Raw genomic sequence first — 21,148 nt, 5'->3', positions numbered from 1 at the left:
CCGGGGTGGCTCTGAAAGTCCTCGTGCGCCACGCGAACGGCACTCGGCGGCACCTGGTCGCCGTACCGGGCGTCGTGACCTGAGCGCCCTCGACACCCCCTACACGGCCACCCTGAAATGGCTGGTCAGCCGCCCCTCGTCGTCCAGGACGTGGAACGCGAACCCGGGCGGCGCCTCCCGGTCCGCGACCGCGTCCCCCTCCCAGGGCAGCCGCAGCGTCCAGGTGACCCCGGGGCCGACGACCAGCGGACGCCCGGCGAAGGTGGTCGCGGCCGGCGTGTGGGCGTGCCCGGTGACGATCCCCGCGATCTCCGGCCGACGTTCCAGCAGGCGGCCGAGTTTCGCGGGCTGGCCCAGCCGGTAGCGGTCCGGCAGCGGGTGGTGGAGCGCCACCGGCGGGTGGTGGAAGGCGAGCAGGACGGGCCGGTCGCCGTCGAGTCCGTCCAGCGTCTCCTCGATCCAGGCGTAGGTGTGCGCGTCCAGTTCGCCCTCGTCCTGGCCCGGGATGCTGGAGTCGCACATCAGGACGGCCGCGTCCGCGAACACGTGCACGCCGTTGACCGGCCCGTCGGCGGGCGGCTCCCCGAGCAGCGCCTTGCGGTAGGGCGCCCGGCTGTCGTGGTTGCCCGGGCAGGTCAGCACCGGGAAGGGCGCCCCGTCCTCGCGCAGCCCCAGCAGGCGGGCCGCCTCCTCGTACTCGGCCTCCGTGCCGTGGTCCGCGATGTCCCCGGTCACCAGCAGTGCGTCCACTCTCCCCGGCAGCCCCCACAGCAGATCCCGTACCCGCTCGGCCCGCCGGGTGGCCCGGTCGCTCCCGTCCAGATGCAGATCACTGATGTGCGCGAGTACGAGCATCGTCGTACGCCTCCTTCGGGGCGTTGCCTTAATGGAACGCTCGAATACAAGCATTAGTTCTAATGGAGAAGCAACACGCAAGCATTAGCAGTGGTGGGAGGAGAAGGCTCGGCGGTGGTGCGCAACGCACGGGCCGGTACGACAGTTGACGCCACGCGCCAATCGGCTCGCGTGTGCTGCGGCGGAGGGGCAGGATGCTGCCCGTAGTCCCAGGGAACTCCGAGCACACGGAGGCATGGATGAGCGCCGCTCTCAGTACCGACGACCACCGGGCCCGGATGCGGCGCGCGGCGCGGGCCGCGGCGGACGCCGGGCTCGACGGGCTGCTGGTCGCGCCCGGCCCGGACCTGGTGTGGCTGACGGGGCACCGGCCGCCCGAGACCGAGCGGCTGACGATGCTGGTGCTGCGCGACGGCGAGGACCCGGTGCTGGTGGTGCCCACCCTGGAGGCCCCCGACGCCGCCGGGGCACCCGGAGGACCCGCGCTGACCCTGCGCGACTGGACCGACGGCAAGGACCCCTACGAGGCGGCCGTCTCCGTCCTCGGCCCCCGCGGTCGCTTCGGCGTCAGCGACAACGCCTGGGCCCTGCACCTGCTGGCGCTGCAGCGCCGGCTGCCGGGCACGACGTTCGTGGCGCTCACCGAGACACTGCCCATGCTCCGGGCCGTGAAGGACGCGGCCGAGCTGGCGCGGATGGCGGCGGCGGGCGCGGCGGCCGACCGGGCGTACGAGGAGATCCGGCAGGTGCCCTTCGCCGGGCGCCGTGAGGCCGACGTCGCCGCCGACCTCGCCGATCTGCTGCGGCGCTTCGGGCACTCCCAGGTGGACTTCACCATCGTCGCCTCGGGCCCGAACGGCGCCAACCCCCACCACGAGGCGGGCGACCGGGTCATCGGGCACGGCGACATGGTCGTCCTCGACTTCGGCGGACTCAAGGACGGCTACGGCTCCGACACCTCCCGTACGGTCCACGTCGGCGAACCGACCGCCGAGGAGCGCGAGGTGCACGACCTCGTCCGGGCCGCCCAGGAGGCGGGGTTCCGCGCCGTGCGCCCCGGCGCTGCCTGCCAGGACGTCGACCGGGCCGCCCGCGCGGTCATCACCGAGGCCGGGTACGGCGACCGCTTCATCCACCGCACCGGGCACGGCATCGGCGTCACCACCCACGAGCCGCCGTACATGATCGAGGGGGAGGAACGGCCCCTGGTGCCCGGCATGTGCTTCTCGGTCGAGCCCGGTGTCTATCTGCCGGGCCGTTTCGGCGTCCGTATCGAGGACATCGTGACGGTCACGGAGGACGGCGGCCGGCGCCTCAACAACACCCCACGGGAGATGGCCATAGTCGACTGACCGACCGCCACCCCGCTGTCGGTCCCCGCCTCCCACCTCCAGCTCGTTTCCCCTCCTCAGATCCCCGAAAGATCCCCGAACCGGACGACGGCGCGACCATGACCCAGGCACCGACACCCACCGCGGACAGCGTCCGCCGGCTGGTCCGTTCCCTGCTGAAGAACGGGGAGGGCAGGCCCGGCGGCAAGGGCGGCGGCGGTCCCGATGTGCGGCCCGTCGCCGGGGACGACACGCACGGCACCTGGTGGGTCGGCACCCGCCACGTCCTGCGCCTCGCGACCGACCGGCACGGCGTCGGGCGGCAACGACGCGAACTGCGGCTGCGGGACCTGGTCCGTCCGCACGTCGGCGTCGCCGTCCCGGTGAGCGTCGCGCACGGCGAGTGGTCCGGCGGACTCACCTACACGCTCGACACACGGCTGGCCGGGGGCACGGCCGAGGAGCACGAGGTGTCCGCCGTGGGCGAGGCCGATCTGGCGGCGCTCCTCACGGGGCTGCGCGAGGTGCCGCCGCGGCAGGCCGAGGCGCTCGGGGTGCCGCGGCCGGCCCCCCGTCCGCTGGAGGCACTGCGCGCGGCCGCGGCACGGGCGGCGCGGGACCTCGCCGAGGCCGACGAGTTCGACGCGGCGCGACTCGAACAGCTGACGTCGGCGACGGCGGCGCAGCTGATGGCGCCGGCGGCCGTACTGGTCCACCGCGGGCTGACCGGGGACCACCTCGTCGTCAGCGCCGACGGTCGGGTCCGGGGGGTGCTCGGCTGGAGCGACGCGGCCGTAGGCGACCCCGCCGAGGACATCGCCGGGCTCGCCGCGGCCGTCGGTTCACCGGCCGCGGTGCGCGCGGCGACGCTGGCCGGGTATGGTGCGCGGCCCTGTCTGCGGGGGCTCTGGCTGGCTCGCTGCGACACGGTCGTCCACCTTGCCGATGGTCTGCGGGGGCGGGGTGCCGTGCCGCTGCCGGTTCTCCGTGACCGTCTGCGGCGGAGCTGGGAGCCGATTCTGCTGGAGCGGGTGACGGATCTGCGGGGTGAGGATTGAGGAACGGCGCGGGCGGGTGAGGGGTCAGGGGCGCCCAAGGGCTCGGGGGTGCGCGTCGTGCGGCGGCTGCGGGCCGCGTGTGGCTGAGCGCGCAGTTCCCCGCGCCCCTGAGGGGCCTGCGGCCCCCCGGCGACGGGTGACTGTCACGCGTCCGTCAGGACCGCGCACGACTCCCCGGTGAGCGTCAGTACCCCGTCGGCCCCCGGAGCCTCCACCGGATCCCAGGACGCCAGCACGCGGGCGTGCGGCACCCCCACCGGGATGGTCGCCGTCTCCTTGCCCAGGTTCAGTGCCACGAGGACGTCGCCCCGGCGGAAGCCGAACCAGCGGGTCTCCTCGTCGAAGGCCACCTTGACGTCGGAGAGGTCGGGGTCGGAGAGGTCGGGGAGGGAGTGGCGCAGGGCGGTGAGACTGCGGTACCAGGCCAGCATCCGGGCGTGGGGCTCACGCGCGGGCTCGGACCAGTCGAGGCAGGAGCGGTCGCGGGTCGCGGGGTCCTGGGGGTCGGGGACGTCCTCCTCGGCCCAGCCGTGCTCCGCGAACTCCCGGCGCCGGCCCCGCCGTACGGCCTCCGCGAGCTCCGGATCGGTGTGGTCGGTGAAGAACTGCCACGGCGTGGACGCGGCCCACTCCTCGCCCATGAAGAGCATGGGCGTGAAGGGGCCGGTGAGGACGAGCGCCGCCGCGCAGGCCAGCAGGCCGGGGGAGAGGGTCGCCGCGAGCCGGTCGCCCTGGGCGCGGTTGCCGATCTGGTCGTGGGTCTGGGTGTAGCCCAGCAGACGGTGCGCGGAGACGCGCGTACGGTCCAGGGGGCGGCCGTGGCGGCGCTCCCTGAAGGACGAGTACGTGCCGTCGTGGAAGAAGCCGCCCGTGAGGGTCTTCGCCAGGCCTGCCGGACCGGCGTGCGCGAAGTCCGCGTAGTAGCCCTGGGACTCGCCGGTCAGCGTGGTGTGCAGGGTGTGGTGGAAGTCGTCGTTCCACTGGGCGTGCAGGCCCAGTCCGCCCTGTGCGCGCGGGGTGATGAGCCGTGGGTCGTTGAGGTCCGACTCGGCGATCAGGAACAGCGGCCGGCGCACGTCCTCGGCGAGCGCGTCCACCGCCGTCGACAGTTCTTCCAGGAAGTGCAGGGCACGGGTGTCCTTGAGCGCGTGCACGGCGTCCAGCCGCAGCCCGTCGAGGCGGTAGTCGCGCAGCCAGGCGAGCGCGCTCTCCAGGAAGTACGCCCGCACCTCGTCCGAGCCGGGCGCGTCCAGATTGACCGCGGCACCCCACGGCGTGTGGTGCCGCTCGGTGAAGTACGGCCCGAAGACGGGGAGGTAGTTGCCGGAGGGCCCCAGATGGTTGTGCACGACGTCGAGCACCACGCCGAGGCCCAGCCCGTGTGCCGCGTCCACGAACCGCTTCAGCGCCTCGGGACCGCCGTACGGTTCGTGCACGGCCCACAGCGAGACGCCCTCGTAACCCCAGCCGTGCGTCCCGGGGAAGGGGCACAGCGGCATCAACTCGACGTGCGTGACGCCCAGTTCGACGAGGTGGCCGAGGCGTTCGGCCGCCGCGTCCAGGGTGCCCTCGGGCGTGTACGTGCCGACGTGCAGCTCGTAGAGGACCGCACCCGGCAGCCCGCGCCCGGGCCACTCCGCCCGCCAGGTGTACCGGCCCTGGTCGACGACCGCGCTCAACCCGTCGGGGCCGTCCGGCTGGCGCCGCGAGCGGGGATCGGGGCGCACCGGGCCGTCGGCGACGGCGAATCCGTACCGTGTGCCGTCCTCAGCCTCCGCCTCGGTGGTCCACCAGCCCGGCCGCTCCGGATCACGCTCCATGGCGTGCGTGGCGCCCGCCCGGTGGAGGGTCAGACGGTCGGCCTGCGGTGCCCACACCTCGAACTGCACGGAACGGTTCTCCCTCGGCTGCCGGTCGTGGTCCTGGGTAGTCAGGGGGTTGCTCGTCCATCGTGCGGCAAACGAGATCGACGCGCGCTCGGATCGGTGCTTTTCACCGCGCGAGTCGTACCGTGCTCCCGCATGTCCGCGGATGGTCACCGTTTACGGGTTGTCTGGACACCTCCCGCCTCGCTGACCGACAATCACACGCGTGACGTCGTCCTTCGAGTTCCACACGTACCCCGCGCGGCTGTCGGACGCGGAGCGCGACCGCGCGCTGAGGGTGCTCCGTGACGGCGTCGCGCTGGGCCGCCTGTCGCACGACACGTTCATCCGGCGGATGGAGCTGGCCCTCACCGCCCGCCGCTCCGACGAACTCGCCGCGCTCACCGCCGACCTGCCCGTCGAGAACCGCTGGTCCCGGCTGGTGCTCGGCACCGTGGGCGCCGTCTCCGGTTTCGGTGTGAAGCTGCGCCGGGCCTGGCAGGCCGAGCGGCTGCCCAAGCTCCAGCTGCCGCACCCGGCGGGCGGCCACGCCCTGCGCATAGGCCGCGACCCGGCGAACGGGCTCCGGCTCAGCCACGAGACGGTCTCCCGGGTGCACGCCGAGCTGAGCCGGCAGGGCGGCATGTGGATCCTGCGCGACCTCGGCTCCACCAACGGCACCACCGTCAACGGCCGTCGGGTGATCGGCGCGGCCGTCGTCCGCGACGGCGACCAGGTGAGTTTCGGCCGTATGGTCTTCCGCCTCTCCTCCGAATGACCTTGTGACCGACCCCACGGCAAAGCTCTGGCCTGGGATTTACGCAGCGAGTTTGTCAACTTCCCTTCCGTTCCAGGGTGTTGACGTACGTTCTCGGCCATGACTGACTGTGCTTACACCATGCACACCAGGTGAACCGACGGCACCACATTCGTGGAGGTGTGCCCTGCCGCCACTCCTCCGCTACCCGACCGTGGACGAGTTGTCCGCCCGCGCCGCGGCCCTCGTCTCCCGACATCCGCACCGCGCCCGACTGCGCCGCGTGGGCACCTCACGGGCGGGCACCCCGATGTGGCTGCTCTCCGTCGGGCACGGCAGTCGCCACACCCTGATCGTCGCCGGCCCCCACGCCAACGAGCCCGTGGGCGGCGCCACCGTCCTCCGGCTCGCCGAACGGGCCCTGGCCGACCCCCGGTTGAGCGACGCCGCCGACACCACCTGGAACCTGTTGCTGAGCCTCGACCCCGACGGCTCCCGCCGCAACGAGGGCTGGCTCCGCGGCCCGTACACCCTCGGCCACCACTTCCGGCACTTCTTCCGCCCCGGCTTCCTGGAACAGCCCGAGTGGCTGCCCGACGGCGCTGCCCGGGCCGCGCTGCCGGAGACCCGCACCCTGCTCGGCCTCCAGGACGAACTGCGGCCCTTCTTCCAGTGCTCACTGCACGGCGTCGACGTCGGCGGCGGATTCGTCGAACTGACCCGGGAACTGCCGGGCCTCGCCGAGCGGGTCGCCCGCATCGCCGCCCGCCTCGGCATCCCGCGCGAGCTGAGACCGTACGACACCCTGTACTGGCCCTGCCTCGGCCCCGCCGTCTACCGCATCCCGCCCCCGCGCCGGGGCGACCTGGCCGCCGCCATGACCGAGGCGGCCGTCGAGTCCACCTGGTTCCACCCGCACCGCCACGGCACGGTCACCGCCGTCGTCGAGGCGCCGATGTGGGGCGTGGCCGCCGTCGAGGACGACTCCCCGGCGCCCGACGCCGACGCCGTGCTGCGCACCGTCAGCAGTGCCCTGCGCCAGGACACCCGCCTCCTGGAGGACCTCCTCGCCCGCGTCCGCCCCTCGGTGAGCGGCACCCCGGACGCGGCCCGGCTCCTCGCCCCGGTCGACGACTACGTCCTGGTCGGTCCGGGTCTCGCGGACGCGTGGGACCCCGACGTCCACACCACCGCCCGGCCGCTGCCCCCGCTCGACACCGCCCGGCTCACCACGCTCGCCCTCTCCGGCCGCCGGGTCGCCCTGCGCACCGCCGGACTGCTGCACCAGCTGGTGACCCGCGCCGGACACGACCCGGCCGGCGCGCTGCCCGGACTGGACCGCCTGATCGACGCATGGTGCGCCGACTACCGCGACGGCTACGGGGCCCGCTGGATCCCCGTGGCCCGCCAGGCGGAGTACCAGGCCCGTGTGGTCCTCGCCGCGTTCGAACTGGCGGCCGGGCGCCCGCAGCTGCCGGGGCCCGCCCCGCAGGCGACGCCCTGCCCGAACTCCCGAGCTGATTCCCGTGCGGGCTCCTCTGCGGACTCCCGTACGGGTTCGCGTGCGGACGCCTCTGCGGACTCCCGACCGGATTCCCATTCGGGTGAGCAGGGATGGAGTTCCGAGCCCGCCGTGCCGATGCACCGGGAATGACGAAACCCACCCACGCGGTACGCGGCTGCCTGCTCGCCGCCCTCGCCCTCCTCACCCTCGGCGCCTCGGCCCCCGACCCGACGACCGCCGTCCAGAGCGACTGGCTCTACGTCACCCTCACCCGGGGCGACGACGCCCGCTCCTCGGACACCCGCGGCACCCTCCTCCTCTGCGACCCGCCCCAGGGCCACGGCCGTGCCGCCGAGGCCTGCGCGGAACTCGGCCGGACCGACGGCGACATCGCCCGCATCCCCCACCGCGACACCGTCTGCACCGAGATCTACGCCCCCGTACGCGCCACGGCGGAGGGCCGGTGGAGCGGCCGCCAGGTCACCTACGAACAGACCTTCGCCAACGCGTGCGTGATGTCGGCCCGGACAGGGGCGGTGTTCGCCCTGTCGGACTGACGGTCGCACCGGGCGCCCTCAAGTCCCCGCATCCCCCCGCGCGTACGCCGCGGCCGCCAACACCGTCCGCACCTGATGCTCGACCTGGTCGCCCACCGGCACCCAGCGCGCACGGAACCGCTCGGTGAAGGACTCGCACCACTCGGCGACGAGCCCTTCCAGGAGCGGCGCCCCCGGGTCGTCGGCCTCCCTCAGCACACGCAGCAGCATCGCCGCCGCCCGCAGCGGAAGCCGCCGCCCGAACGCGTCCACACTGCCCACGTACGCCGTCGACAGATCCGGCGGCGGCCCGTCCCGCCAGTCCCGGGCCAGCCCCGGCACCAGCGCCAGCGCCCACCGGGCGGCCCGCAACAGCGGCCCCTCGGGGCCCGGCAGCCGGGGCAGCGCCTCGGCGAGGACCCGCTCCACCCGGCCCGCGTCCGTCAGCAGCCGCCGGGCCAGGTGCCGCAGCGCCGCCGCCGGGGCCGGATGCGGGGTGGTGTCGTCCACCAGGTCGCTCGCCCACATCGGCACCTCGACGACCGCCGTCAGACCGCCGTACCGGTGGGCGTGGTACCAGGTGCTGTGCCGGGCGTCGTCCGGCATGCTCGGGTACGCCGCGAGGCCGCCGGGCCTCGGCATCACGAACACCCCGGGCCCGGACACGGGCCAGCCGGCGGCGTCGGACGCGCCCCTCTCCACCGGTATGCCCAACTCGGCCGCGGACTTGGCGAACGGCTCGGCGAGCCCCGGCACGTCCTTCGTCAACTGCACCCAGCTGCCGCCCAGATCGGTGCCGTGCAGGGTCACCTGGAGGTAGGGCCGCAGCTCGTCCAGCACACCCATCAGCGCGTACGTCTCCGGCGGCAGCCGGTCCGGCGGCAGCACGGACGGCGACCACTCCGGCTGCTCGGGGCCGGCCGGCCGGAAGAACCCGAGGTGGTAGTCGAGGAGCGTGCGCGGAAGGGGGGTGGTGTGCAGGCTCGCCCCGTCCGGGTCCGCGCAGAGCACGAAGTGCCAGGACACCCCGGATCGCAACTCCCGTTCCCGTGCCACCCGTTCGGCCAGGGCCAGTACGGTGGAGCCGCCGGTCGGCTCATTGGCGTGGGCACCCGCGACGACCAGGACGGCGCGTCTGGCGTGCCCCACGGACAACAGGCGCAGCGGGCGGCCGGCCCGCGAGAAGCCGATGCCGCGCAGTGCGCACAGCCTCGGCCGACGGGCCGTCAGGGTTCTCGCGGCCGACTCCAGTTCAGGCACCGTGGGATAACCGAGCTCCGACAGCAGACCCACCCCCGTCCCGTCCGCCTGGCACCGGAGTCCGCACGCCCGGCCGGGCCGAGCGGGGGACGTACCCAGTGTCCCCGCACGACAGGGGCGGCTCCCAGGGGCGCCCAGTGGCATTCACCGTCACCTGGTTCGCGGTTCACCGCTACCCCGCACGGAATTCACCACCGCCGGGTACGGGATTCACCACCACAGAGTACGGGGCCACCGCCGCCCGGTACGCGAGTCACGCGCCGACCCGCTCCAGCAGCGTGACCGGCAGGGCGTCGAAGAGCTCCGCCACCCGCACCTCACCCGTGAACTCCTGCTCACCACCCAGCACTTCGGCCCACCGCCCCTCGGGCAGCGTCAGCCGGGTGTCACCCCAGCCCCCCGCCCGTGCCAGCCGCAGCGACAACCGGGTCACCGCCGTGACCACCTCGCCGGAGCGTGCGAAGGCCACACAGTGCCCGGCGCCCTCTCCTTCCACCGCCAGCGGCGCGTACGTCGCCGCCTCCCCGAACACCTCCGGCCGCCGCCCGCGCAGCCGCAGCGCCGCCTCGGTCAGCCGGAACTTCTCCGCCCCCTCCTCGTGCGCGGCGAAGGCCGTTCGGTTGTCCGGGTCCACCAGGGCCCGGTACTCGGCCTCCGTCCCCTGGTACACGTCCGGCACCCCCGGCATCGTCAGCTGCACCAAGGCCGCGCCCAGCACGTTCGCCCGCACATGGGGCGCCAACTCCTCGCGCAGCGCGGCGACCCGGGTGTCCAGGGCCGGCCCCCGCGCGACGAACTCGGCCACCTCCTGCTCGTAGGCCGGGTTCTGCTCGGTCCAGGACGTGTGCAGCCCGGCCTCCCGCACATGCTTCAGCAGGGCCCCCTGAAGCCGTTCCTCGGCGGCGGGGCCGAGCCCGAACGCCGTCTGCCAGGCCGCCCACGCCAGCTGCGGATCCGGCACTCCCGCGCCGTCCCGCGTCACCTCCGACAGCAGTTCGGCCCACCGCCCCGGGCACTGCGCGAGCACCGCGATCGCCGCCCGTACGTCAGCGCTGCGCTTGGTGTCGTGGGTCGACAGCACGGTCCCCGTGGCCGGCCAGTCGCGCTGCACCCGCGCGCAGTAGGCGTGGAAGTCCCGGGGCGACACGGCCGGACTCCCCGGATCGCCGCCCACCTCGTTCGCCGACAGCAGCGGCACATAGCGGTAGAACGAGGTGTCCTCCACCGACTTCGCCCGCAGCGCCGACGAGGTCTGCGCGAACCGCGCCCGGAACTCCACCTGGTCCGGCCCGTCCCCCCGGTCCAGCACCAGGTCCCGTACGGCGTCCACCGACCGGGCCTCCTCGGGCACCACGAACAGCGCGCGCGCCTCGGCCGCGGCCTCCTCGGTGACGACGAGGGAGGCGTCCTCGGAGGCGTACGGCCGGTACACCTCCATCCGTGCGAGCAGCTCGCACAGCGCGGTGCGCAGCGCCCACGGCGCCTGGTCGCGCAGGGAGAGGTCGGGGGAGCGCTCGCACAACCGGTGCGCCACCCGGGTGAGCCGTTCCACCTCCGCGACCAGTTCGTGCGTGAGGACGCGGTACGCGGCCCGCCGCACGGTCGCGTCCCACTCGCCGCCCCGGTCGGACTGCGCGGCCGTGAACCGCCGGTACTGTCCCAGCAGTTCGCCGGCCCCCGCCGCATCGGTGAACAGGCCGTCGACGTGCCGCAGCGCGTCGTAGCCGGTGGTCCCCGCGACCGGCCAGGCCCCGGGCAGCGCCTCCCCGTCGGCAAGGATCTTCTCGACGACGGTCCACCGCCCGCCGGTCGCCTGGTGCAGCCGCCGCAGATAGGCGTCCGGATCGGCGAGCCCGTCGGGGTGGTCGACCCGCAGCCCGTCGACGACACCCTCGTCCAGCAGCTGGAGGACCTTCGCATGGGTCGCGTCGAAGACGTCCGGCTCCTCGACCCGCACCCCGATCAGCTCCGAGATGCTGAAGAAACGCCGGTAGTTCAGCTCCGTTCGGGCCAGCCGCCACCACACCGGCCGGTACCACTGCGCGTCCAGCAGTTGCGGCAACGGCAGCTTCTCGGTGCCCTCCCGCAGCGGGAAGGCGTGGTCGTAGTACCTCAGCTCCCGCCCGTCCACCACGAACTGCTCGATCTCCGCGCCCAGCGGCCCGCCGAGCACCGGCAGCAGCACCCGGCCGCCCTGTGCCTCCCAGTCGATGTCGAACCACCGCGCGTACGTCGATTCCGGCCCCTCCCGCAGCACCTCCCACAGCGCCCGGTTGTGCCGGGGCGCCATGGCCATGTGGTTGGGGACGATGTCCAGGACAAGCCCGAGGCCGTGTTCCCGAGCGGTCCGCGCCAGTTCCCGCAGTCCCGCCTCGCCCCCCAGCTCCTCCCGCACCCGCCCGGGATCGACCACGTCGTACCCGTGCGACGACCCGGGCACGGCCTCCAGGACGGGGGAGAGGTGCAGATGGGAGACACCGAGCGAGGCGATGTAGGGCACGGCGTCCGAGGCGGCGGAGAAGGGAAACCCGGGCTGAAGCTGAAGCCGATAGGTGGCGCTAGGCACGACAGAGGTCATGGGTTCCTACGTACCCGCGACACGGCATTTGGAGCACCCTGACACGCGAGGACGCCCTGCTTTTCAGGGGCGCGGGGCTGTATCAATGTGCGGCTCCGCCGCGTGGGCGCGACCAGCCACACACAACCGGCACCCCGCAACGCACAACGCCTCCGTACGGCGCATCCCGCAGCCCTACGCAGGCCTCCGGAACACCACCAGACTCCGGTCCACCAACTCCACCCGCTCCCCGGCCGCCACCTTCACCCCGTCCACCGGCACCGCGTCCTCCCGCCCCGTGTCCACCACCATCTGCCACTGCGGCCCATGGTTCACCGGCACCACGAACTCCAGCGGCAGCGCCCCCGCGTTGACCATCAACAGGAACGAGTCGTCGCTGATCCGCTCCCCCCGCGCCCCCGGCTCGGAGATCGCGTTCCCGTTCAGGAACACGCTCAGCGCCCCCGCCTGTGACGAGTCCCAGTCCCGCTGCACCATCTCCCGCCCCTCGGGCGTGAACCACGCGATGTCCGACAGCTCGTCGTGCGTACCCTCCACCGGCCGTCCGTGGAAGAACCGCCGCCGCCGGAAGACCGGATGGTCCCTCCGCAGCCACACCATCGCCCGAGTGAACTCCAGGAGATCGCCGAACGGCGCACCCTCGTCCCCCTCCTCCTCACCGGAGGGCCACGGCACCCAGGACACCTCGTTGTCCTGGCAGTACGCGTTGTTGTTGCCGCCCTGGGTCCGCGCGAACTCGTCGCCGTGGCTGAGCATCGGCACGCCCTGCGACAGCATCAGCGTCGCGATGAGGTTGCGCATCTGCCGGACCCGCAGCGCCGTCACGTCGGGGTCGTCCGTCTCGCCCTCGGCCCCGCAGTTCCAGGACCGGTTGTGGCTCTCGCCGTCCCGGTTGTCCTCGCCGTTGGCCGCGTTGTGCTTCTCGTTGTAGGAGACGAGGTCCCGCATCGTGAACCCGTCGTGGCACGTCACGAAGTTGATGGAGGCCAGCGGGCGCCGCCCGTCGTCCTGGTAGAGGTCGGAGGAGCCGGTCAGCCGGGACGCGAACTCCGCGAGCGTACGGGGTTCGCCCCGCCACAGGTCCCGTACCGTGTCCCGGTACTTGCCGTTCCACTCGGTCCACAGCGGGGGGAAGTTCCCCACCTGGTAGCCGCCCTCGCCGACGTCCCAGGGCTCGGCGATCAGCTTCACCTGGGAGACCACCGGGTCCTGCTGGACGAGGTCGAAGAACGACGACAGCCGGTCCACCTCGTGGAACTGCCGGGCCAGGGTCGCCGCGAGGTCGAAGCGGAACCCGTCGACGTGCATCTCGGTGACCCAGTACCGCAACGAGTCCATGATCAGCTGCAGCACGTGCGGGGACCGCATGAGCAGGGAGTTGCCCGTGCCGGTCGTGTCCATGTAGTAGCGCGGGTCGTCCGTCAGCCGGTAGTAGGAGGGGTTGTCGAGGCCCTTGAAGGAGAGCGTGGGTCCCAGGTGGTTGCCCTCGGCGGTGTGGTTGTAGACCACGTCGAGGATGACCTCGATCCCGGCCTCGTGCAGGGCCCGGACCGCCGACTTGAACTCCAGCACCTGCTGACCCCGGTCGCCCCAGGAGGCGTAGGCGTTGTGCGGGGCGAAGAAGCCGATGGTGTTGTAGCCCCAGTAGTTGCTCAGGCCCATGTCGGCCAGCCGGTGGTCGTTCACGAACTGGTGCACGGGCATCAGCTCCAGCGCCGTGACCCCCAGTTCGGTCAGGTGCTCGATGATCGCCGGGTGGGCGAGCGCCGCGTAGGTGCCGCGCAGCTCCTCGGGCAGCCCCGGGTGCCGCATGGTGAGGCCCTTCACGTGGGCCTCGTAGATCACCGTGTGGTGGTACTCGGTGCGGGGGCGGCGGTCGTCGCCCCAGTCGAAGTACGGGTTGACCACGACCGAGGTCATCATGTGCGGTGCCGAGTCGAGGTCGTTGCGCTTCTCGGGCGCGTCGAAGTGGTAGCCGTACACCTCCTCCCCCCACGTGACCGAGCCGCTGATGGCACGTGCGTACGGGTCGAGCAGCAGCTTCGCGGAGTTGCAGCGCAGCCCCCGCTCCGGTGCGTACGGGCCGTGCACACGGAAGCCGTACCGTTGCCCCGGCATCACGCCGGGCAGGTACGCGTGCCGCACGAACGCGTCCGTCTCGCGCAGTTCCACCGCCGTCTCGGAGCCGTCGTCGTCCAGCAGACACAGCTCTACTCGGTGCGCGGCCTCCGAGAAGACCGCGAAGTTGGTACCGGCGCCGTCGTACGTGGCGCCGAGCGGATACGCCTGTCCAGGCCAGACCTGCATGGATACGACTCTTCCAGTTGTCGCGCGCCGCTGGGGGCGACTCCGGGGGGAGTCTCCCCCAAACTGATGCAACCTCCTAGGACATACGTCCCTCCTGCCCAGCGGTGGACACATCGTGACGCCCCGAGGGCCACCGGTCTCGGGTCCCGGCGGCCCGATCGCTATGAATCGGCTCACTCCCCGCGCGGTAGCGCCCCGGAACAGGCAAGTCACGTGCGGTAGTTGAGAAACGACCTGTCCATCCGGCTGTATCGTCACCCGCTACCGGAGTACCCTTCCTTGATCGTTGCGTAGGGGTGAGCTCGGGGGAGCGGAAGGCGGTGCGTGGGTGGGCTCGGGAGGGCTGGAGTTGCCTCCTGGTGACGCGGGCGACACGGGTCACGAGGGGGACCCCACGGATGTCCCACCCGGCGCGGTGTCCCTGGCACGGCCGATGGAGCGGGGCTCGATCGGCCCGGAACTGGACTGGAACGCCGACGCCTGGCTCGAAGTGCGTACGCGCGCCCAGCGGGCCGGCCGCGCCTACATCTGGCTGAACCTCGTCGAACAGCGGCTGCGCGCCGTGGTGGCCGCCGTGCTGCGGCCCATCTACGAGCCCGTCCACGGCGACGACTGGGTGGTCGCCGCCGCCGGACCCGCCGGACAGGAGTGGGTGCAGCGGGCCGTCGCGGTCCGCGAGGTCAGCCGACGCAAGGGCTATCTGCTCGACCCCGCCGACGACAACACCCTGAGCTTCCTCACCCTGCCCCAGCTGCGCGAGCTGATGGTGCAGCACTGGCCCTGCTTCGAGCCCTACGTCGACGAGCGGCGCGACGTGGAACTGGCCCTGGACGAGCTGGAGGTCACCCGCAACGTCGTCTCCCGCAACCGGGCCCTGTCCGAGGCCGTCCTCGCCCAGGCCGAGCGCGCCTCCGCGAAGCTGCTGGAGATCCTGGGCGCCGGCAGCGACGTGCCCTCCGCGCGACGGCTGCCCGTCGACGCGGTCGAGGACCTCGTCGGCGACCGGTACGCGGACGTCGTCGGTGTCCACCCCGACCGCGTGCGGCTGCTGCGGCAGTTCCCCGCCGAGGACCTCTTCGGCGGGGCCCGCCGCCTCGACGCCATCGGCATAGGCCTGAACCTCCTCGTGCAGAACTTCTCCGGGCGGCGGCTCGTGCGGCTCGCCGAGTCCGGCTGCCGGGTGCGGCTGCTCTTCCTCAGCCCCGCCTCCAGTGCGGTGAAGCGGCGCGAACGCGAACTCGGTATAAAACGAGGCGAGTTGAGCCGTGCCGTGGAGATGAACATCCTCCATATGCGCCGGGTCCGCTCGCGGCTGCGCGACCCCGGTGCCTTCGAGATCCAGGTCTTCGACGAGACCCCGCGCTTCACCGCGTACCTCGTCGACGGCGACGGCTCGGACGGTGTCGCGGTCGTCCAGACCTATCTGCGGCGCACCCGGGGCATGGAGGCGCCGGTCCTCGTCCTGCGCGGCGGCAACCGGGTCCTCAAGGCGGACGAGAACGGTGAAGTCGGCCTTTTCGATACATACCGCGAGGAGTTCGAAGTGGCGTGGGCGGACTCCCGACCGGTGTCGTGAAGGGGGCCGCGCGGGGTGCCGCGACACGGTGCCCGCCTCCCCGGGGCGCGGCGAAGCGGAATGCGGCCCTCGGGTTGTCAGTGGCCCATGCGATGGTGGTGGTCACTGGGGGAAAGCACCACCAAGAAGGGGGGCCAGCATGGGTTGGCACCGGCAGCTGCTGATCGGCTTCGACCTGGAGACCACCGGGACGGACCCGCGCGAGGCGCGCATCGTCACGGGCGCGGTGATCGAGGTCAAGGACGGGGAGCCGGTCGGACACCGGGAATGGCTCGCCGACCCGGGTATGGAGATCCCGGAGGAGGCGGTGGCGGTGCACGGCATCACCAACGCCCGTGCGACGGCGGAGGGCAGACCCGCCGACCGGGTCGCCGACGCCATCGCCGACGTCCTCGTCTCCTACTGGAAGACGGGCGTCCCGGTCGTGGCGTACAACGCGGCCTTCGATCTGACCCTGCTCTCCGCCGAGCTGCGCCGGCACGCCCTGCCGTCCCTGCGCGACCGGCTCGGCGGCCTCGACCCGGCGCCCGTCATCGACCCGTACACGATCGACCGCTCCGTCGACCGCTACCGCCGGGGCAAACGCAACCTCGAAGCGGTCTGCGGTGAGTACGGCGTCCCGCTGGACGCCGCGCACAACGCCTCCGCCGACGCCCTGGCCGCCGCCCGCCTCGCCCGCGCGATAGCCGAGCGCCACCCGAAGGTCGCCGCCCTCGGCCCGGCCGAGCTGCACCGCCGCCAGATCGAGTGGTACGCGGAGTGGGCCACCGACTTCCAGGCCTTCCTCCGCCGCAAGGGCAACCCGGAAGCGGTCGTGGACGCGATCTGGCCGCTGCGCGAACTGGAGGACGAAACGGTATGACCGCGACAGCGATCTCCCTCCGCGAAGTACGCGACAGCGACCTGCCGTTGTTCTGGAGGCACTGGTCCGATCCCGAGGCACAGCGGACCGCCGCCTTCACCGGGGAGTACCAGTACGACCGGGCGCTCTTCGACAGCCACTGGGCGAAGCTCCGCGCCGACCCCGAGGTGCTGAACCGCACCGTGGTCGCCGACGGCGAGGCCGTCGGCTCGATCGCGGTCTTCGGCCCACCGGACGAACGCGAGGTCACCTACTGGATCGACCGCGCCCACTGGGGCCGAGGCATCGCCACGGCCGCCCTCACCGCCCTGCTCGACCTCGTGCCGAACCGTCCCCTGCACGCCTACGCGGCGGCGGACAACACCGGCTCGATCCGGGTCCTGGACAAGTGCGGCTTCGTCGTCACCGGCCACGACCGGGGATTCGCCCGGGCCCGGGACGCCGAGATCGACGAAGTGACGCTCATACTCCGGGGCGCCTGAGGCGGCACCGCGCGGATAGGAACGGGCACCGCGCGGATAGGAACAGGCACCGCGCGGATAGGAACGGGTACCAGCGGATCAGAACGGGTACCAGCGGACCGTCTCGTCGCCGTCCCGCAGCGAGGCGACCCGGCGTTCGAACTCGGCCTGTGCCGCGCGGTTGGTCGGCGCGTGCTGGGCGACCCAGGCGCAGCTGGCCGTCTCACGGGCACCCCGCAGCACCGAGCAGCCGTCCCACTCCCGTACGTCCCAGCCGTACGTGGCCGTGAAGGCGTCGTAGTCCCGCGTCGGCAGGCCGTAGCGGTCGTGGGAGAGGGCCATGACGACGAGGTCGTGTTCGCGGAGGTCGCCGGAGAAGGTCTCCAGGTCGACGAGGACCGGGCCGTCCGGGCCGATGTGGACGTTGCGGGGGAGCGCGTCGCCGTGGATCGGGCCCCGGGGCAGGCGCGGGGCGAGGGCGGCCGCGGCCGCCGCGAAGCCGTCCCGGCGCGCACGGAGACAGGCCGCGTCCGCCGGGTCGATCGCGTCACCGGCGAGGCGCAGCCAGCGCTCCACACCGCCCAGCAGGTCACGGCGGGGCAGGACGAAGCCAGGGGAGGGGAGGCTGTGGACCAGCCGTAGGAGTTCGGCCAAATCGCGTGGCTCGGCGGGGCGTACGGGATCGGGCAGACGGTGCCACACCGTCACCGGGTGTCCCTCCACCAGCAGGGCCTCCGGCTCGGCGGCCCGCACCGCCGGGACGCCCTGCCCGGTCAGCCAGTCGGCGATGCGCACCTCGCGCCGGGCCCGGTCGAGGAGTTCGGCGTCGCGACCCACCTTGACCACCAGGTCACCGGCGGCGAAGACCGCGTTCTCGCCCAGGGCGAGCAGCCGCGCCTCCCCGGCCGCACCGGGCAGCACACCGGCCGCGACCAGTACGTTCCGGGCCCGTGCCTCGTCCATCCGTCGCCTCCATGTTCCCTACCGCCGATGCCGCGCTCGTAGCGTCAGGTTCACGCCATCCACGGGTCAGTCTCGCATTCGCACAGGTCGGACCGTGTGCGCGGTGCCTTGACGCCCTGTCACACCCTCAGCACCATGACGGACATGACCTTGGCGACCGCGAAGCCGCAACGCCCGCGACCGGCCAAGCGGCGCACCCCGGCGGACGGTCGGGACCGGCGCCTGATCGATCACGGCGCCTGGTTCCTGGTGCTGCCCGCGCTGATCCCCATCCTGGTGCTGAGCGTCGGACCGCTGCTGTACGGGATCGCGCTGGCGTTCACGGACGCCCAGTCCGGCAGGACCGCGCCCACCCGGTGGATCGGCACCCTCAACTTCCAGGACCTGCTGCACGACACCCTCTTCTGGGAGTCGTTCCGCATCGGCCTACTGTGGGCGGTCGGGGTCACCGTCCCGCAGTTCCTGCTGGCCCTCGGCCTCGCTCTGCTCCTGAACCAGCCCCTGCGGCTGCGCTGGCTGGCCCGGGCACTGGCGATCATCCCCTGGGCGATGCCCGAGGTGGTCGTCGGCATCATGTGGCGGCTCGTCTACAACCCCGACGCGGGCATCCTCAACGAGACCCTCCGCGACCTGGGCCTGGGCGACGGCCGCGACTGGCTGAGCGGACTGGCCACCGCGCTCCCCGCCGTCGTACTGGTCGGGGTCTGGGCGGGCATGCCGCAGACGACCGTCGCGCTGCTCGCCGGGTTGCAGAACACCCCGCGCGAGCTGCACGAGGCCGCCGCGATGGACGGCGCGGGCGCCTGGCGCCGCTTCCGCACGGTCACCTGGCCCGCCATCAGACCCATCGCCCTCGCCATCTCGGCCCTCAACCTGATCTGGAACTTCAACTCCTTCGCCCTGGTGTACGTCCTGACCAACGGCGGACCGGGCGGCCGTACCCGTCTGCCGATGCTCTTCGCCTACGAGGAGGCCTTCCGCTACGGGCAGTTCGGGTACGCGGCGGCGATGGGATGCGTGATGGTCGCGGTGATCTCGACCGTCCTGGCGTTCGTGCTGGTGGGCCGACTGCGGCGGGGTGGCGACGCATGAAGAGCGGCAGGGCGGCGCGCGCCGGTCAGTACCTGGCCCTCGTCGCGTATCTCGTCTTCCTCGCGTTCCCCTTCCTCTGGCTGCTTTCCACCGCCTTCAAACCGGCCCGTGAACTGGGCAGCCTCCATCCGACCTGGATCCCGGAGGACCCGACCCTCGCCAACTTCCGGCAGGCCTTCGACGAGCAGCCCCTGCTCCAGGCCGCGCTCAATTCGCTCCTCGCGGCGGTCGGCGCGGCCCTCGTCGCCGTACTGATCGCGACCCCGATGGCGTACGTCATGGCCCGGCACCGCACGACGCTGTCGCGGCTGGCGAGCGGCTGGGTGGTGGTCAGCCAGGCGTTCCCGTTCGTGCTGGTGATCATCCCGCTCTTCCTGGTGCTGAAGAACCTCCGGCTGATCAACTCCGTGCCCGGACTGATCATGGTGTACGTCGTGTGGGCGCTGCCGTTCGCCCTGTGGATGCTCGTCGGCTACGTGCGGGCGGTGCCCGCCGAGTTGGAGGAGGCGGCGGCGGTCGACGGGGCCGGGAGGCTGCGCACCCTGGTGTCGGTGACGGCGCCGCTGCTGGCGCCGGGCATCGTGGCGACGGCGCTGTTCGCGTTCATCACCGCGTGGAACGAGTTCTTCTTCGCGCTGGTCCTGCTCAAGACCCCGGAGAAGCAGACCCTGCCGGTCGTCCTGACCCACTTCATCGGGGCGGAGGGCGTGGCCGACCTCGGCCCGCTGGCCGCCGCCGCGTTCCTCGCGACGCTGCCCTCGCTGGTCGTCTTCGCGGTCATCCAGAAACGGATCACGGGCGGCATGCTCGCCGGGGCGGTGAAGAACTGATGCGCGCACGACGGCTCGTCACGGCCCTGCTGCTGTGCCTCCTCGTGGCCGGCTGCACCGACGGCTGGGGTACCTCCGACGACGGCCGGATCACCCTCCGCTTCCAGTCCCTGGCCTGGCAGGAGGAGTCCGTCGCCGTCAACAAGGAGCTGGTGAGGGAGTGGAATGCCGCCCATCCCGGCGTCGAGGTCGAGTACGTCCAGGGGAGTTGGGACAGCGTCCACGACCAACTGCTCACCTCCTTCGAGGGAGGTGAGGCGCCGGACATCATCCACGACGCCTCCGACGACCTCGCTGACTTCGCCTACGGCGGCTACCTCGCCGACCTGCGGGAGCTGCTGCCCGAGCGGCTCAGGGCGGACATCCCGCGGCACAGCTGGGAGACGACGACCTTCGGCGAGGGGATCTACGGGGTGCCGTTCCTCCAGGAGCCCCGGGTCCTCATCGCCAACGCCGACCGGCTGCGCGAGTCGGGGGTGCGGCTTCCGACCCCGGAGGACCCGTGGACCTGGACGGAGTTCCGCGAGGTGGCGAAGGAGCTGAGCGGCGGCGGGAAGTACGGCGTGGCCTGGCCGCTGAAGGAACCGGTGTCGGCCACGCTGAACCTCTCCCTCTCGGCGGGCGGACAGCTGTTCCACCGGGACGCGGACGGCAAGGTGGAGGTCCGGTTCGAGGAGTCCGACGCGGTCGTGCCGCGGACCGTGCGCGACGCGGTGAACAGCGACGGGAGCGCGCCCGCCACCACCCTCGGTATGGGTGGCTCCGACACCCTGCCCGGCTTCTTCGGCGGCCGGTACGCGATGGTCCCGCTCGGCTTCTCGTACCGTCAGCAGATCGTCCAGCAGGCCCCGCAGGGCTTCGACTGGCGGGTGCTGCCCGCCCCGGTCGGCGCGGGCGGGCTCACCCAGGGCGTCAGCCCGCAGACCCTCTCCGTCGCCGAGGACAGCCCGCACAAGGAGGAGTCCGCCGCGTTCATCGACTTCCTCCTGCGCCCCGAGAACATGGTCCGCCTCGCCCTCGGCGACTGGATGCTGCCGACCGGCACGGAGGCCCTCCGGGATCCCGCCCTGCGCACGACCGAGTACGACTGGGCCACGGGGGTCGCGCTCGCCGGGTATCTCCGGCCGGCGCCCGCGCAGTCCGTGCGCGGTTATCCGGAGTGGAAGGACAAGGTCGCCACACCCGCGTACCAGGAGTACTACAGCGGTGCGATCGGCCTGGGTGAGCTGCGGGAACGGTTGGAGGACGACGGGAACCTGGTGCTGGCGCGCTATCAGCGGTGAGGTGGGGTCTGGGTGGGGTGCGTTGTCGGG

17 protein-coding genes are annotated in these 21,148 nt (G+C 72.6%); 11 read left to right on the top strand and 6 right to left on the bottom strand.

The window, feature by feature from the left end:
- Window positions 1-99 precede the first annotated feature (99 nt).
- The gene (locus P1P70_RS20085) at window positions 100-855 is read right to left on the bottom strand and encodes a phosphodiesterase (RefSeq protein ID WP_319239685.1); all 756 of its coding nucleotides are present in this window, start codon (window positions 853-855) and stop codon (window positions 100-102) included.
- Between the two features lie 239 nt (window positions 856-1,094).
- Between P1P70_RS20085 and P1P70_RS20080 the strand changes: the two genes are divergently transcribed.
- Window positions 1,095-2,207, top strand: coding sequence for an aminopeptidase P family protein (locus P1P70_RS20080; RefSeq protein ID WP_319239682.1), 1,113 nt, complete (start codon window positions 1,095-1,097; stop codon window positions 2,205-2,207).
- 98 nt (window positions 2,208-2,305) lie between these two features.
- Complete coding sequence (locus P1P70_RS20075) at window positions 2,306-3,244, top strand: aminoglycoside phosphotransferase family protein (protein WP_319239679.1); 939 nt, start codon at window positions 2,306-2,308, stop codon at window positions 3,242-3,244.
- Window positions 3,245-3,387: 143 nt separating this feature from the next.
- On the opposite strand, the gene treZ is transcribed toward P1P70_RS20075, so the two are convergent.
- Window positions 3,388-5,133 (bottom strand): malto-oligosyltrehalose trehalohydrolase, encoded by a 1,746-nt coding sequence (treZ, locus tag P1P70_RS20070; RefSeq protein ID WP_319239676.1) that lies wholly within the window; start codon window positions 5,131-5,133, stop codon window positions 3,388-3,390.
- A 202-nt stretch (window positions 5,134-5,335) separates the two neighbouring features.
- Here treZ and P1P70_RS20065 point away from each other — a divergent pair, with 202 nt between their 5' ends.
- The 3 genes from P1P70_RS20065 to P1P70_RS20055 all read left to right on the top strand — a co-directional run bounded on the left by P1P70_RS20065 (window position 5,336) and on the right by P1P70_RS20055 (window position 7,927).
- On the top strand, window positions 5,336-5,887 hold the full coding sequence (locus P1P70_RS20065) for a DUF1707 and FHA domain-containing protein (RefSeq protein WP_319239673.1): 552 nt from the start codon (window positions 5,336-5,338) through the stop codon (window positions 5,885-5,887).
- Between the two features lie 202 nt (window positions 5,888-6,089).
- Window positions 6,090-7,520, top strand: a complete 1,431-nt coding sequence (locus tag P1P70_RS20060; protein WP_413471499.1) for a M14 family zinc carboxypeptidase — start codon at window positions 6,090-6,092, stop codon at window positions 7,518-7,520.
- Window positions 7,517-7,927: an SSI family serine proteinase inhibitor gene (locus tag P1P70_RS20055; protein WP_319239667.1), complete on the top strand. Its 411-nt coding sequence runs from the start codon at window positions 7,517-7,519 to the stop codon at window positions 7,925-7,927. Before P1P70_RS20060 ends, P1P70_RS20055 begins: the two co-directional genes overlap by 4 nt.
- Window positions 7,928-7,945: 18 nt before the next feature.
- Here P1P70_RS20055 and P1P70_RS20050 read toward each other — a convergent pair whose 3' ends face one another.
- The 3 genes from P1P70_RS20050 to glgX all read right to left on the bottom strand — a co-directional run bounded on the left by P1P70_RS20050 (window position 7,946) and on the right by glgX (window position 14,051).
- Window positions 7,946-9,199 carry a M14 family zinc carboxypeptidase gene (locus P1P70_RS20050; protein ID WP_319239664.1) on the bottom strand — a complete coding sequence of 418 codons (1,254 nt, stop codon included), beginning with the start codon at window positions 9,197-9,199 and terminating at the stop codon, window positions 7,946-7,948.
- A 220-nt stretch (window positions 9,200-9,419) separates the two neighbouring features.
- Window positions 9,420-11,744 (bottom strand): malto-oligosyltrehalose synthase, encoded by a 2,325-nt coding sequence (gene treY / locus P1P70_RS20045; protein ID WP_319239661.1) that lies wholly within the window; start codon window positions 11,742-11,744, stop codon window positions 9,420-9,422.
- A 174-nt stretch (window positions 11,745-11,918) separates the two neighbouring features.
- Window positions 11,919-14,051 carry a glycogen debranching protein GlgX gene (glgX, locus tag P1P70_RS20040; RefSeq protein WP_319239658.1) on the bottom strand — a complete coding sequence of 711 codons (2,133 nt, stop codon included), beginning with the start codon at window positions 14,049-14,051 and terminating at the stop codon, window positions 11,919-11,921.
- Between the two features lie 328 nt (window positions 14,052-14,379).
- Here glgX and P1P70_RS20035 point away from each other — a divergent pair, with 328 nt between their 5' ends.
- The 3 genes from P1P70_RS20035 to P1P70_RS20025 all read left to right on the top strand — a co-directional run bounded on the left by P1P70_RS20035 (window position 14,380) and on the right by P1P70_RS20025 (window position 16,971).
- Window positions 14,380-15,627, top strand: a complete 1,248-nt coding sequence (locus P1P70_RS20035; RefSeq protein WP_319239656.1) for an SAV2148 family HEPN domain-containing protein — start codon at window positions 14,380-14,382, stop codon at window positions 15,625-15,627.
- A 139-nt stretch (window positions 15,628-15,766) separates the two neighbouring features.
- Window positions 15,767-16,489: a 3'-5' exonuclease gene (locus tag P1P70_RS20030; protein ID WP_319239653.1), complete on the top strand. Its 723-nt coding sequence runs from the start codon at window positions 15,767-15,769 to the stop codon at window positions 16,487-16,489.
- Window positions 16,486-16,971 carry a GNAT family N-acetyltransferase gene (locus tag P1P70_RS20025; RefSeq protein WP_319239650.1) on the top strand — a complete coding sequence of 162 codons (486 nt, stop codon included), beginning with the start codon at window positions 16,486-16,488 and terminating at the stop codon, window positions 16,969-16,971. Before P1P70_RS20030 ends, P1P70_RS20025 begins: the two co-directional genes overlap by 4 nt.
- 78 nt (window positions 16,972-17,049) lie before the next feature.
- Here P1P70_RS20025 and P1P70_RS20020 read toward each other — a convergent pair whose 3' ends face one another.
- Window positions 17,050-17,913: an aminoglycoside phosphotransferase family protein gene (locus P1P70_RS20020; RefSeq protein WP_319239647.1), complete on the bottom strand. Its 864-nt coding sequence runs from the start codon at window positions 17,911-17,913 to the stop codon at window positions 17,050-17,052.
- Between the two features lie 144 nt (window positions 17,914-18,057).
- On the opposite strand from P1P70_RS20020, the gene P1P70_RS20015 reads away from it, so the two are divergent.
- Genes P1P70_RS20015 through P1P70_RS20005 form a run of 3 tightly spaced genes read left to right on the top strand, consistent with a single transcriptional unit; the run spans window position 18,058 to window position 21,118 of the window.
- Window positions 18,058-19,005: a sugar ABC transporter permease gene (locus P1P70_RS20015; RefSeq protein WP_319239687.1), complete on the top strand. Its 948-nt coding sequence runs from the start codon at window positions 18,058-18,060 to the stop codon at window positions 19,003-19,005.
- Window positions 19,002-19,835: a carbohydrate ABC transporter permease gene (locus P1P70_RS20010; protein ID WP_319239645.1), complete on the top strand. Its 834-nt coding sequence runs from the start codon at window positions 19,002-19,004 to the stop codon at window positions 19,833-19,835. The genes P1P70_RS20015 and P1P70_RS20010 overlap by 4 nt, the downstream gene beginning before the upstream one ends.
- Window positions 19,835-21,118, top strand: coding sequence for a sugar ABC transporter substrate-binding protein (locus P1P70_RS20005; protein WP_319239642.1), 1,284 nt, complete (start codon window positions 19,835-19,837; stop codon window positions 21,116-21,118). Before P1P70_RS20010 ends, P1P70_RS20005 begins: the two co-directional genes overlap by 1 nt.
- The last annotated feature ends 30 nt before the right edge of the window (window positions 21,119-21,148 follow it).

It is taken from the genome of Streptomyces sp. MB09-02B (genome assembly GCF_033794485.1).
Taxonomy (GTDB): Bacteria; Actinomycetota; Actinomycetes; order Streptomycetales; family Streptomycetaceae; genus Streptomyces.
Note: the sequence above shows the minus strand (reverse complement) of the source record. Positions and strands in the feature narration are given on the sequence as shown.

What these genes read in the sequence shown, in the direction of transcription:
- P1P70_RS20085 (WP_319239685.1), bottom strand. Translation starts at nt 855, where the DNA reads ATGCTCGTACTCGCGCACATCAGTGATCTGCATCTGGACGGGAGCGAC.
- P1P70_RS20080 (WP_319239682.1), top strand. Translation starts at nt 1,095, where the DNA reads ATGAGCGCCGCTCTCAGTACCGACGACCACCGGGCCCGGATGCGGCGC.
- P1P70_RS20075 (WP_319239679.1), top strand. Translation starts at nt 2,306, where the DNA reads ATGACCCAGGCACCGACACCCACCGCGGACAGCGTCCGCCGGCTGGTC.
- P1P70_RS20055 (WP_319239667.1), top strand. Translation starts at nt 7,517, where the DNA reads ATGACGAAACCCACCCACGCGGTACGCGGCTGCCTGCTCGCCGCCCTC.
- treY (WP_319239661.1), bottom strand. Translation starts at nt 11,744, where the DNA reads ATGACCTCTGTCGTGCCTAGCGCCACCTATCGGCTTCAGCTTCAGCCC.
- glgX (WP_319239658.1), bottom strand. Translation starts at nt 14,051, where the DNA reads ATGCAGGTCTGGCCTGGACAGGCGTATCCGCTCGGCGCCACGTACGAC.
- P1P70_RS20030 (WP_319239653.1), top strand. Translation starts at nt 15,767, where the DNA reads ATGGGTTGGCACCGGCAGCTGCTGATCGGCTTCGACCTGGAGACCACC.
- P1P70_RS20025 (WP_319239650.1), top strand. Translation starts at nt 16,486, where the DNA reads ATGACCGCGACAGCGATCTCCCTCCGCGAAGTACGCGACAGCGACCTG.
- P1P70_RS20020 (WP_319239647.1), bottom strand. Translation starts at nt 17,913, where the DNA reads ATGGACGAGGCACGGGCCCGGAACGTACTGGTCGCGGCCGGTGTGCTG.
- P1P70_RS20015 (WP_319239687.1), top strand. Translation starts at nt 18,058, where the DNA reads ATGACCTTGGCGACCGCGAAGCCGCAACGCCCGCGACCGGCCAAGCGG.
- P1P70_RS20010 (WP_319239645.1), top strand. Translation starts at nt 19,002, where the DNA reads ATGAAGAGCGGCAGGGCGGCGCGCGCCGGTCAGTACCTGGCCCTCGTC.
- P1P70_RS20005 (WP_319239642.1), top strand. Translation starts at nt 19,835, where the DNA reads ATGCGCGCACGACGGCTCGTCACGGCCCTGCTGCTGTGCCTCCTCGTG.